General features: G+C 53.2%; 10 protein-coding genes. All 10 read right to left on the reverse strand.

The window, feature by feature from the left end:
* Window positions 1-17: 17 nt before the first annotated feature.
* The 10 genes from tssA to BN3796_RS16210 all read right to left on the reverse strand — a co-directional run bounded on the left by tssA (window position 18) and on the right by BN3796_RS16210 (window position 13166).
* Entirely contained in the window at window positions 18-1595 is a 1578-nt protein-coding gene (gene tssA, locus BN3796_RS16165; RefSeq protein WP_061709390.1) for a type VI secretion system protein TssA, read from the reverse strand.
* Window positions 1595-5008 carry an ImcF-related family protein gene (locus BN3796_RS16170; protein WP_061709391.1) on the reverse strand — a complete coding sequence of 1138 codons (3414 nt, stop codon included), beginning with the start codon at window positions 5006-5008 and terminating at the stop codon, window positions 1595-1597. Before BN3796_RS16170 ends, tssA begins: the two co-directional genes overlap by 1 nt.
* Entirely contained in the window at window positions 4992-6149 is a 1158-nt protein-coding gene (locus BN3796_RS16175; protein ID WP_061709392.1) for a hypothetical protein, read from the reverse strand. The genes BN3796_RS16170 and BN3796_RS16175 overlap by 17 nt, the downstream gene beginning before the upstream one ends.
* A 3-nt stretch (window positions 6150-6152) precedes the next feature.
* Window positions 6153-6419, reverse strand: a complete 267-nt coding sequence (locus tag BN3796_RS16180) for a PAAR domain-containing protein (RefSeq protein ID WP_061709393.1) — start codon at window positions 6417-6419, stop codon at window positions 6153-6155.
* Window positions 6420-6661: 242 nt separating this feature from the next.
* The gene (locus tag BN3796_RS16185) at window positions 6662-7171 is read right to left on the reverse strand and encodes a DUF6392 family protein (protein ID WP_061709394.1); all 510 of its coding nucleotides are present in this window, start codon (window positions 7169-7171) and stop codon (window positions 6662-6664) included.
* Complete coding sequence (locus BN3796_RS16190) at window positions 7168-7677, reverse strand: DUF6392 family protein (RefSeq protein ID WP_061709395.1); 510 nt, start codon at window positions 7675-7677, stop codon at window positions 7168-7170. The genes BN3796_RS16185 and BN3796_RS16190 overlap by 4 nt, the downstream gene beginning before the upstream one ends.
* Window positions 7674-8183 carry a DUF6392 family protein gene (locus BN3796_RS16195; protein ID WP_061709396.1) on the reverse strand — a complete coding sequence of 170 codons (510 nt, stop codon included), beginning with the start codon at window positions 8181-8183 and terminating at the stop codon, window positions 7674-7676. Before BN3796_RS16195 ends, BN3796_RS16190 begins: the two co-directional genes overlap by 4 nt.
* Window positions 8180-9532: an S-type pyocin domain-containing protein gene (locus BN3796_RS16200; RefSeq protein ID WP_061709397.1), complete on the reverse strand. Its 1353-nt coding sequence runs from the start codon at window positions 9530-9532 to the stop codon at window positions 8180-8182. Before BN3796_RS16200 ends, BN3796_RS16195 begins: the two co-directional genes overlap by 4 nt.
* A 23-nt stretch (window positions 9533-9555) precedes the next feature.
* On the reverse strand, window positions 9556-12021 hold the full coding sequence (locus tag BN3796_RS16205; RefSeq protein ID WP_407681212.1) for a DUF2345 domain-containing protein: 2466 nt from the start codon (window positions 12019-12021) through the stop codon (window positions 9556-9558).
* 251 nt (window positions 12022-12272) lie between these two features.
* Window positions 12273-13166, reverse strand: coding sequence for a formylglycine-generating enzyme family protein (locus BN3796_RS16210; protein WP_061709399.1), 894 nt, complete (start codon window positions 13164-13166; stop codon window positions 12273-12275).
* Window positions 13167-13172: the final 6 nt, after the last annotated feature.

The following is a 13172-nucleotide window of genomic DNA, read 5'->3' on the forward strand; positions in this document are numbered from 1 at the left end:
CGGCGAGGGGGAAAAGATTAGCCGCAAAGCACGGCAGCTTTGGCCGGATCGATGGTTATCAGTCCGGCCAGGAGAGAGTCCATATCGGGATTGAGTCGTATTCTTTCCGCCTCACTGCGCCCGGCCTTCGTTCGGAGCAGTTTCAGGCGACGGGCCTTAACTTCAAATAACAACCCCGGCTCCCACTGTGTGAGGTTAATAGCCGTGGCGTTAGCGTCCAGTTCGCCCAACAGATGCAGCGCCAGCTCATTTTTTCCCGTCTGTTCGGCGATTCGCGCCATCAGCAGTCGCAGCAACCAGCGGTTTCGAACGGAGTGGATGCCCGGACGGTTCTGCAGCCAGGCAAGCGCTGCTTCCGTTCCTTCGCTATCGGCAAGTGTGAGCGCCTCGGGCTCCAGTTGCAGAATGTCGTCATTGCCAGCGGCGCTGGCCGTAATGACGGTGTCGTCGTCCCGCCAGCCAGCGGTGTTCTCCAGTACCTGCTGCTGTATCCAGTTCAGCGTGACCTCATCAGCAAACGGCGTACCGTCGTTAAATGCCAGTGTTTCCAGCCCCGGCAGGCGGGATAGTAATCCCTTCAGATCGGCCTGAATAATGGCCGCTTCATTTTCAGAACCGGATTTCATCAGCGCCTGATACAGGTACCACTGGACATCCAGCCACAGATGGTTTGCGCCGCGCGACAGCAGGCTATCTGCTTCTTCCATGAGTTCCCGCCAGCTCTGCTGCAGGTAGAGCCGCTTAAGCAACGCCCGCTGGTCAGGTTTCGGGGGTTCGATGCGGGTCCTGCCGTCCGCCAGAAGCGGGGGCAACTGGTGCAGGGTGTCGTGACGGAGATTTTTTATCAGCCGGTGAGCCGACAGCCAGCCGTCCGGCTGGTTTCGCAGGTATTCCGCCAGCACCCGCGCCTGCGCCAGAAGCTCCTGGCCAGAGGCGATCCCCGTCAGCAAAGGCACGCTGGCGGCGGGAATCGTTGCATGACCACTGTCGCTGACGTTCTGCGGCACTACCGCCTGCGGCCCGCCGGATTTCTGCAGACGGGTTTCCAGTGCGGAGTACAACGCCGCCGGTAAAGCAATTTCCGCTCCCTGCTCCAGCAGTAACAGCGCGCCGGCAATACGCGCGTTATCAGCATTGTTTACTTCCGGATAGCACAACAGGCTGTCGAGCATTCTGGTACTGGCAAGCCATTCCAGCGCCCCCAGCCGGCTACGCTCCCGATGCGGATGCAGTTGCGCACCGAAACGCAGCATTAATCCGGCCATCAGTTCAAGACCGTCTGCCAGACCCGCCTCACCGTCGCGGTGCAGGCGTGCCCAGGTGTAATACGAGGCAACGCGGATATCTTTCGTTGTGGTGGTCAGTAGCTTTTCGGCAAGCTGACATACCCGATCCGTATCCGCACCGGAGAGCTTGCTCACCTCCTCCCGCATTTGCTGAAAGTCATCATCGTAGCCCGGGTCATCGCCGGTCACGCTGTCGGAGGAGACGGGCTGGAGCCATTTATCCCACAGCGGCAGACGCTGACGGGCCTGGTTTTCCAGCGCGTCAGGAGCAGCCTGACAGGTATTAATCAGCGTATGTAGGGACGCCATCAGTAAATCTCCTCCTCTATGTCATCAGTTTCTTCCGGCGCGTCGGCAACAGACGTGCTGATGCGGAATATCGCGTCCGGCAGGATAAAATTGCGCAGCTTCAGCAGCGCCAGTGGACCTTCACCCGCTTCGGTACGCAGGGTGTAGTTCAGCGGCCTGCCATCCTGCGCCTGCCAGCTCAGACTCCAGCTGCTGCCCGTTCCCGGATAGCGGCTTACCGCCGCCTTATCGAGCAGACGTATCCAGCCCCAGGCGCCGGACATATCGGCATACTGCCGCGTGCCAGCCTTGGTACTTATCCAGCTCAGCGACGCGCCCGGGGCTTCCGTATCTGCAGGCCAGGTCATCCGCTTCCAGGCGGGCATCTGGTTCATATAGGTGAGTTTCTGGCTGTCAATCACCAACGAGGTCTGCATAATGCCGTCAGCCGTGCCGGGGCGAAGCTCAAAGGCAAGCCCTGCCTCTCCGTTGGTAAACACCACATCGGAAATGTGGCTCAGGGTATCCACCGCCTGTAAAAACGCCGTATTAAAGGTTAACCCCTGAGCGTTAATACTGTCCGGCACCCAGTGGCTGCCCTCCCGGTGCAGTACTCCATTAAGCCGGGTCTGCAAAAACTGCGTGATACGCCCCGAATCAGCATTGAGATACTTCGCCAGCAGCGGCAGGGAGACTTCGCTGCTGACATCCTTAAACGGGTACCGCCCGCCGAAAGCGCTGTTCCAGTCGTTCACCACGGCGCTGCGCCATTGGGCATTGAGGCTCTCCGCCGCCGGGGTCAGCACCTGCTGCCAGGCCTGCTCCATCGGGCGGACAAAAACCGTCTGCCCAAAACCGCTCCACTCCTGACCCAGGCCGGCCGCCACCAGGCTGCCGTAATCCCGGGTTTCGGTTAAATCCACCGCCTTACCCTGGAATACCGTCTGCGCCAGCAGCCGGGTCATGGCCTGTGGGTCGGTGGCATTAGTCACCTGCTGCAGACGCAGGCGCACCTGAGTGACGCGTGTGAGAAAGGTCTGCAGGTTCAGACTGCTGGACTGCGCTCCCCCCTCGCGATTGTCCATCAGCGCCAGCACCGGACCAAAGGTGGCGTCCAGCGGGCCGTGTGCTCCTCCGTGCTGGTCAATGGCAGGCTGTTTATCACTGCCGAGCAGATTCCGGGCTGATTTCACCAGCGAATCTGCTATCGCCTCCCCGGTCTGCCCGGTACGCCCCTGCACGCTCAGGGTGTTCATCAGCGCCACCAGCGGTGACTGACGCACATCGGCCATCAGGGTTAGCTGGTCAATAGCATCAGAGAGGGTAGCCGCCTTCTGAAGCCGCAGACTGTTGAGGAAATCGAGCCAGGCACCGCTGTAGTCGGCAAAGTAACGCGCCGTCAGGCGCTGTTTCAGCGCATCAGGCGAGACCTGCTGCGTTGGGCGCTGCTGGCTGTCGCTCAGCACCCAGTCCATTTCATCGCGGCGCTCTTTGATCACTTTTTCAATAGCTGGTTGCACCGCCTCGTCCCAGGCCTGACGGGTGAATATTCCCGGCACCACCTCATCAGTGGTGAACAGGCGCGATGCCTCCGTGTCGCCGGTCATATCAGCCAGCCGCATATCGGCATACTGGTTCGCCACCTGAGCCAGCATCTTCTGGTAGAGCGTGGATTCGCTGTTGCGTCTCCCCATCTGGCGTATTAGCAGGGTCCGGGCATGGCTGACCAGCAGATCGTTCGCATGCAGACGCCACTGCGGATGCGACGCCAGGCTGGCACCGTAAAACGCCAGCAGCGATGGGCCACTTCCCTGCCAGATGCCATCCGCCACGCCGGAACGCTGTGGCCAGTCTCGCATCAGCGTGGCGGAGAACCACGCCGCGTCCATTTTTTCCGGACGGGCGAGCATCAGGTAAAGTTTTAACTGGTCGTAAGCGGTTTTTGCCATTCGCTCGCGCAGCGGACTTTCCGGCGGCAACTGCACGAACGCGTACAGTTGCTGCTGAAGATGTTTCGCTGCAGCATCGCGGAGCAGCGGCAGTGCCAGCTCCCCGTAACGGGGGAATAACGCCGCCAGCAGCTCATCGTTCTGGCTGAGGCCGCCACCGGCGTACCATGGCACGCCGTGCTGTGTGCGATAGTCCAGCCTGGAGAGGGTTTTCTGCATTTCAGCGAGCGCGTGCAGGCGCGTAACCAGCGGTTGTTTCTCCGCCGCAGCCTGCTGCACCTGTTCCTGTGCGGTCGCCACCAGGTTGCGATTGGCAATAAAAGAAACTGTCATAGCTGCGCCCCAAAGGAGAAACAGAGCGGCGACGGTGAAGGCAGCGACCTGCTGCCAGCTGAAGCCGAGTTTGCGCGGACGCAGGCTCGCAGGTAATGCGTGTGCCGATGCCGGAATCATATCCCAACGGTTATCCTTGCCCCAGTGGTGGGCAATGCTGCGCTCTGCCCCGGCAGATGGCGGACTGAACAATACGCCGGCCAGCGGTAACGGGCGATATGGGTTAAGCAGCACGGATAAAGGCCCGCTCAGGCTTTCGCAATGGCGGGCCAGCTGATCAGCCAGGGTGAGCAAGAAGTGGTACTGCGGTTTAGCGCAGATCTGCTGGACACCCTGAGCGATGAGCTGCGGTATCAGCCCTTTTAGTTGATCGGACAGCATGCCGGGTTTGCTTCCTGCGGGTAGCAGACAACCTACCGCCTGGGTGATGCGCCCGGTCTGCTCGCCAGCGTGCGGATGCAGTGACCAGACATACAGGGGAAGTTTCCAGCCCAGGGCGCCATAGCGGCTATTCAGCGCGTGGGACAGCGCATCCATCGTGTCTGATGAGAGTGCGGATAGTGTGCCGCTGCTTTCCACCTCCGGCAGGGCGTCCAGTGCTGACGTCACCCATACCAGCCCGTCCGCCGGGCGGCGGCGCAGTTTACGCAGCGCAGTCAGCCAGTCGGTATCAGCCGGAGTCGCGGGATCGCCCCCCCACAGCAGCAGGGTACCCTGGTCTTCCTGCCAGAGTTCATGGGTGAGTTTTGGGGTGAGTTTTTCGACATCGCCGGGAGAGCCGGTTATTAGCAGGATGCGGGTTTTGCGGGGCCAGGCACGACCGTACAGATGGCGCATCGTCTGGCGAATCTCGCCCACCGTGATATGACGTGGAGGCGTCAGCGCCATGCGGCCTTCTTCGTCAGGTAAGACATTAATCTTCTGAGCCTGGCGACGGTGATAACTTTCTTTAACATAGCGGGACAGGGCCGGCAGATAACGAATCAAAAACAGCGCCAGGCAAAGCAGGACAAACGCCAGGATCTGCTCACCCCGAGTATCAATATCCAGCATGCCGCCATAGCGGATGATCCCCCACCCTATAACGGCCATTCCGGCCAGCGTAAGTCCGGCCAGGCCAAACCGGCCGAGGCCATTACCCGGTATATTCATCTTCACTCCCTGGGGTGATGGTACTGATAAAATGTTCTGTTTTCGTGCTGAAGAGCGCCAGCAGGGGCTGTTTATGGAGGCTGACCAGATCGGCTGCCAGCGCGGTCAGAAGCCAGGGCGCAGCAGGCCCCGGAATGCCGCACCATTTTTCCAACAGCGCAATATCCTCAGCCTTCCACGGGGCATTCATTTTGCCGCCCTGCGTGATAAGCGCGGCGCTTCTTTCCGTCCATTTTTTTGCGTCCCCTATAACGGAGGGCGTTCGGCAGGCAATAGTCTGGGTTTCCAGAAACAAAGCGATATCGTCTTCAAAGTTCGTCATATCTAAGGGCATCGGACGCAACAGCCGTGATAAGTGCGGCAGATGGTATTTTTGCGCCACATCATCGCTGGTCAGCAGCAGCGCGGCCAGTCCATCGGAGTATGCCGCACCGCCGTTAAGCTGGATGACCAGAAGTAAATTAACCGTCAGCACAGGCTGCTTCAGGCGCTCTTCCACTTCCGACAATGAGAATGAGCCAGTAACGGTAATGTCATCAGGCACGGCACGGCCAGGAATGTGTTCTTTCCAGAGATTACTGAAACTGCTGGACAGCTCAGGCGAGGGATTATCCGTGAGCAGCGTGACATGCAGCGGCAGTTCTGCCGGCAGGCACTGCACGCACTCTTTAGTACTAACAAACAGTGCATGCATCGCGCTCAACTGAACAGGCTCTTCTGCCGGAAGGTAATTAATCCTGCGGGTAAGTTCGTATTGCTGAGGCCGCTCATTCCCCCAATACACCGCAGAAAAATGATCCGGCAAAAGCACTGCACTGCCCAGTACGGCCAGCCAGCGCCCGGCCCAGGCTTCCCACTGCTGTTGTCCGTATTCCGCCTCTTTCAGTAAGAACTGATGCGCTTTAAGATCCCTGCCCCACAGGTAGCAACGCAGGCAAAAAATGAGCAACCAGCATCCTGCAGGCATCAGGGATATCCACCAGATATTCATCACTGAGAGAGTTTTTATAGTGCCGGACGCATGGAGGATAAAGAGCAGGACACCAATAATTACCATCAGTACACCGGCAAGCAACCATCGGGGTAGTGAAGGTGCCAGAGGCTGCTCCGTGGTCAATGCTTTTGTTCGTACCCAGCCCATTTTTTATCCTATCGCGCATTCCGGCGCGCCGGAAATCACCTGGCAACCGCACTGACATTTGCAACCATCGATCACGATGGCTTTACCATCGGAAGACCATTCCGGCGATCCTTCGATAATGGCATTGACGCCATGTCCCGGAATTGGGCAACTGACTTTATCACCCACCAGCGCTACGGGTTTTCCATTCACAATCATGGTGGAGGATGCGAAAATAACAGCACCGCCGTGTGTTGTTTTATCACCGAGTAATACAAAACCTTTGGACATTGAATTTCCTTTTATATATCAGCGACACAGTAATTATTTATTTGCATACTCCATCGCATCTATTTTAATAAGGGGAATAGAGGCAATGACATTTAATAATAAACGGAAACCTGTCACTCCCATCAAAGAAAGAGTGACAGACATAAAGTAAGATCCAGCATCTCTGGATGCCTCTCTTTACTGAATGCATACCTCTTCTCTGAGGTGATATTCCCTACATTAAGGATTTTTCACTTTGAACGTCAATTTCCAGACAACCTTATTCTCTCGAGAGCCGCCTGAATTTCTTTTGCATGTTCTATAGAATAGAAAGTTACACTAACAACAAAAAGATCAGAATTATAAACAAATAAAACAGCTATATTCTGATTAGATGGCAACAGTGGGTATACCTCACTAATACCACGACTATAGCTCCCCATAGTTTTAGGCTCGCCATAAATCATTGGGAGCCCAAAACGTTCGCGCACCCATTTCTGTGTCATTACAAGTTCAAGACCAAAAGGCATTGCATTAGGGAAGACCCAATCCGTCTTCTCATCATCTTCAAGAGTCAGCGTAATTTCGTTAAAAACTTTATCTTTATCATTCTCAAAAGATAAATATAGTCCTTCACGCTTCATATACAGTGATGCTGTATCAGCATCCACTGGTCCAACTGGTTTTGTTTTATAAGGAATCAACCCGTAACTGTAAATTTCATGATAGGGTTTCCCCAGTTGTTTTACCAGTTTTTCGACGTCAATGTTCATTTGCCACCAAGTCGTTTTTTCTCCAGCGCAACCTGAATTTCTTTGGCTCGCTCCAGCGGATAAAAAGTCACACTTTCCACAAAGAAATCTTTATTATAGCTAAACGACGCAACTATATTTTGATCGGGAGCTAATAGCGGATAAAACTCCTTTACTCCTCTATAGAGAGTCATAACCACCTTCGCATCAACATAAATCATCGGCAGCCCGAAGCGTGCCCGCACCCACTTCTGGGTCATCACCGACTCCAGACCAAATGGCATCGGATTAGGAAACAACCAATCGGTTTTTCCTTCATCTTCTAACTTTAAAGATATTTCTTTAAATTTTTTATCAGGATCATTCGTAAAGACTAAAAACATCCCTTCACGCTTCATATTTAATATAGATTCATCATCATCGACTGCACCGTAGGGTTCAGTTTTATAAGGAATCAAGCCTTGTTCAAAAATGTCAAAATACGACTTCCCTAACTGCTTTATCAATTTTTCCGCGTCTATATTCATTTGCCACCAAGCTGTTTTTTCTCCAGTGCAGACTGAATTTCTTTCGCTCGTTCCACCGGAATAAATGTGATCCTGTTGACAAAAAAATCTTTATTGTAAGAAAACGCCGCTGCAATATTTTGATTCGGAGTTGGTAAAATATATGTTTCCTCCACCCCAACATAAATAGTCATAATCACGTTGGCATCAACGTAAGTAATCGGATGACCAAATCGGCCTCGCACCCATCGCTGCGTCATTACTGGTTCAAGACCAAATGGCAGCAAGTTAGGAAATAACCAGTCAGTTTTGTTCTCATCCTCTAACCGTAAGGTCACTTCCTTAAGAGTTTTATCTTGATTATTAACAAATGATAAAAATATTCCTTCTCGTTTCATATCTAATCTATAAATATCATCACCAACAGTACCACTCGGTTTTGTTTTGTAGGGGATCAATCCTTGCTCATAAATATCCAGATATGATTTCCCAAGGTTCTTTATCAACTTTTCAACATTCAAACTCATTTATATAACCCCGCTTTCCGGTTTAACTCATGTAATCTGGCTCTGATCTCTTCGATCTTTTCATCACTTACACCATATTCATTCCTAAGGCACTCAGCATTTGCATCCCAGTTAGCATCCACTGCAACTTCTAAATTACTGGCATCCAGGACTTTTTGAGTGACCAATCCTCCGTCTTGTGTTCTAAATTTACTATTGTTTTTTCCACCATAGGTTTCACTACATTGCCGATGCACTTCTATCGGTATAGCAACAGCAGCCACCTTGTCAGTCATTTGTTCTATAATATCATCTTTCAGATTTGGATATGTCCCTTTCAAATATATCCTAACAGCTTCCTTTGAAGGAATATGATCTACTTCATATAGGCCCTGCCTTGAACGGCCTTCAAAATTTCCGTAATAGTCAACCTCTAAATCTCCAACTGAAGCTTTCTGAAAATAGACATAGATTGCCGGGACAACCCCCATCGGGTCAACAATAATAAAATCATTAAAATCCCAGTCTTCGATGGGCAATGTTTCAATAGTTGGTCCCTGTTCCTCCGGGATCGGCGTTCCCGGCACGGGCGGTAACGATTCCGGGGCCGGGTTAGGCAATCCCCAGACGCTCCGCGGTTCCGGAATGGGTGTAGGCGGTGTGGTATAGCCGCCAGCGCTCCCGTCATGAACAGTAGTCTGACTGGATCCCCACTCAAATTTTCCCTGCCCGGCAGACCGGGACCAGACAAATGTTCCTTTAATTGAAGGAGCTTCAAAACCCCATGTATCTTTATCCAGCTGTTTTGCAAACCGCACCCGGACCCGATCCAGCCCGCTTTTTTCCCCCACCTCATAGCTGCGGGAAACCAGTTCCCCTGACTCAGGATCTTCTTCAATACGAAAGCGCACCCTCGTGCGCACTGTGCCATTTTGTCGGGCTATTTCCCGGAGTTCATATTCCGGGACATAATCCCCCTGAATGACCGTTGAGTTTACACGGGTAAAAGCGCCCACCATCATCTGGCCATGGATCAGATTCTGATAGAGCTGGTCGCCACGTATATTTTGTAGCATTTCCGTCTCACCTTCATTCAGTGACGGAGAATACAAGATAGCCAGCAGAGCAACGGTGAGGGGATTGGGCGCAGCCAGCCCCCGTGCGCCTGCGGCTCCTTCTCCAACACCTGCCGCAGTCCCCACACCCAGTGAATTTCCCAGCGTTGTGGCTGTTGGCCCTGCATAATAACCACTCATTGAGGCGGCCAGCGCCATTGATTCAAAAAATACCTGTGCGGGTTTGCGCTCAACAACCGGTTCTTTTGCGACTGATGATGTTTTTCCCTCTCCGGTTCCCAGTATCTGCGTCATCTCTGCCCTCTTCTGTCCATGGCTCACAGTAGCTCTATTTTTATTGATTCAGGCAACGCGGTATAAACGCTGGCCGTTTTCCCCTCAGCATCTGCCCGGCCTTCAAATACCTGGCCTTTTTCAGTGGTGATGCGGTAACGGGCAAAAGGCACAATGTCACCGGTCTTTTGATCTTTGATAGTAAAACGCTCTTCGAACCCTTCAGGCAGTTTCATCGGTGGTACACGAAAATCTGCCTTGCCCATTTTCTGCACATTGACCGACTTCAGCAGGATATTTCCCGGGCAGCCCAGTTCAATATTGCCACCACTGAGTTTTATATACGCACCCGCACAGTTCACCACCAGTTCCTTCGCCGCCGTGATTTCCACACGCCCTTCCACGCTGGTTACGGTGACATTCTTCTTCGCAACAGCCTCCAGCGCATCATCCTGTGCCTGCAGTTCCAGTTTTCCCTTCGCCGCAAACAGCTTCATCCCCGCCTTTCGCGCCAGCAGACTCACCGCCTCTCCCGCCGCCACCGTAAAGCGTTTCAGGGCGCTGATATCCGTATTCTGCTGCGACATAATCCCCACGCTGGCGCTGCCCGAAGACAACCGCACCGCCTGCGGGCTGCTGATGCTCACCCCCTGCGGCGCATTCAGCACCATCCCCGGCTGCACCAGTTCTTTCAGCGCATCGTTCAGCGTCTGCTGGCTCCCGGTATCCGGTGGCAGGGCCTGTGCCGATTCCGCCGCCGACGCCAGGCTTTTCGCTATACCCAGCGCATTTTCAAGCTGGACTATCGCATCCTCCATCGCCAGCATCCTGTCGCCCGCCGAAGGCTGTTTGTCCGCGCTGATAAACACTCCGGCACCACCCCGAATACTCACCCACTTATCCGTCCGCAGCTCCGCGCCTTCCCCCCGCAACGCCCTCGACGCATCAACGTTATGTCCTAAATTGAGCTGCGTCTTCCCCCCGTACTCGGTGCTGAGTTTGATATGCTCCTCGCCCCGCTTGTCCTCCATCCTCAGCTTGTTATTCGTCGGCGTGCGGATCACATTGCGGGTGCTGTTCTTCTCCGTCACATGGTCAACATGCCGCGAATCATGCAGCGCATGGGCGATATACGGCCTGTCAGGATCGCCTTCATGGAACGCTATTGCCACTTCCGTTCCCTGGATCAGCGGGAAGTGAAAGCCGTACACGTCGCCGCCATAAGGTTTGGCGAGACGTACCGGCATGCTCTCCTGGCCTGGCGATTTGCCGTCACGATCGGCGTCAAATTTCACCCGGTACAGGCCGGACGCATCCTGCCAGGCGTAGATGTCGTTGGCCTTTGCGCTGGTCACCCGCGCCGTCATGGTACCTGTCACCTTCGGGCGCGGCAGTAGCGGCGGACGCCAGCACACCGTTTCGCTGTAGGGCACGGCAATAATGTCCACCTGAAGAGCATTTTTACGGCTGGCACTGAAATGGTTGCTGACGACCAGTATCGGTGACTGCAACACCACTGGCAGGGTTGGCGGCAGGCCGTCGGTAATCGTCAGTACCTGTGCCGGCGCAAGCCATGCAGCGGTGCTATTGCCGGTTATCAGCGTCCGGTTCGCCAGAAAGCGCTCATGGTCGAGGCGGGCGTAAAAGTTGGCGGTTTCTGCCTGCGGGTCGATTTTATCGCCGCGCTCCAGATGGCGCAGCCAGTAGTGATAAACATCACCATAGTTTACCCCTTCTCCCTCCCCCCGGGTCATATCTGCAGGCGCAGACTGCAGGACGCTCTGTGCGTCGCGGTGGTTGTAGTCTTTTGTGGTAACGCTCGCCTCCACAACGTTATAGGTAATATTCAGCCCCCACACTGATTCAGCTCCGCTGTCGCTCATCCCGGACGGGCTGTTGACTGGCAGGGCTTTACCAAATACCAGCGCACGCTGCGCATCGGCAAAATGCACCACTTCGCTCTGCGCATCTTCCTGCAGGGTGAAAAAATAAAATATTCCCACCTCCGCCAGCAGGCGCCGGATAAACGCCAGGTCGCTTTCCTGATACTGGTTTATCTGCTCGCGCTTCGGGTAGCTCTGTCTGAGGTTAAACTCATACTCCCAGCCATGCAGGTTATGCTCCTGCAATACCTGCTCCACCACCTCCGGCACCGATTTATTAACGAAAAAGCGGTGGCTGCGGAACTGTTTATCCAGCAGGGACAGGAAGGGTTCGAGGGTTATCATGTATTCTGTCTGGTCAGCAGAACTGCTGATTCGCTCAAAATGCGTGACCATGCCATGTACCCGCTTATGTTCAGTCAGGGTCTGTAATATGCCGCTGCCCATCGTCAGCGTGACGGGTTTGCTCAGTAGCTGGCTGGCATCCACGTTCCTGTCCGTACTGGTGAAACTGATGTCATAGCGGTAGAGCTGGCTCAGCGTTTCTGTCCCGCAAAAATCTTCAACATCCAGCGGCGAGGTACAGGAGGGAATGTCAAGCTGATAGCGATTCAGGGTGGTATTCATCAAACCGGAAAGGGTATTCTGTAACGTATCCGTCAGGCTCATATTTAATTACTCCATGTAAGATCCGACACGCTGAATGACAATGGGTTTTATCACCAATGAGCACCACTTTTTTACCATTGACAATCATCATTGATGACACAGAAATAGCTTTACTGCTGTGCATTGGTTTTATCATCCAGAATAATTAAACCTTAGACATTGAACGTTCTTGCTTCGGTTAAAATAAGATGCATCACCCTCAAAAAACATTATTTATTGATGACGCAACGAAAAACATACTGCGGCCCAACACCATATTTTTCATAGTCATCATCTTTACTAATCTTTGGCACCGGCAATTTTGATTGCCTGAACACGGTTAAAGCGTACTGTCTGTCGCCACCAATATATCCACGAAGGACTTTTTTAATACCCTGCGCAGGTCCCTGGGGATCGTTTACCGGAGAATGAGAGTAATAATCTGACGCATACCAGTCATTGGTCCATTCTGAGCCACTGAGACCCATATCATACAAGCCCTGGGGGTTTGGGGGATATTTCCCCACAGGATAAATGGGAAGTCCCATCCCGTCAGTATATCTATCCAACTCATCCAGACTGGGAACGTTTTTTCCGGGCAGGAAATCACCATTATTAGTTGCAAATGGAATGTATTGCCCTCTGGATCTTGCCGCATATTCCCATTGCGCCTCTGTCGGTAAATCAATTTTTTTACCGGATTTTTTACCTAACCACTGACAATAATTTTTTGCCTGTTGCCAAGTGATACCAACAGAATAATCACCTTTTTGCAATAATGGGTAATCTTTTACCAGAACATTAATGGGTGGTTTTTTTACTCCTGTTATCTGCAGATATTTATTATAATCATCATTGGTGACTTTGTATTTTGATATCGAAAAATCGCTTAATACAACCTTATGTAATACCTTGTCATCTTGGTTTATGCTGAAAGGCAGTTTTTCACCGACTAACGGTCCAAAATCGCCCATTAAAAACTCACCGCCCTGAACGGGGACCATATTAGAGACCGATTTATCCACAAGTGCTTTAGCCGCTTTTTCACTCCCGGCGGTATTTCCCTGATCGCACCCGGTCAGTAAACCGGCAGCAACGGAAGCAACTACAATTAATTTTCTCATCTTATC

The sequence above is a fragment of the Pseudenterobacter timonensis genome (assembly GCF_900021175.1).
Taxonomy (GTDB): Bacteria; Pseudomonadota; Gammaproteobacteria; order Enterobacterales; family Enterobacteriaceae; genus Enterobacter; species Enterobacter timonensis.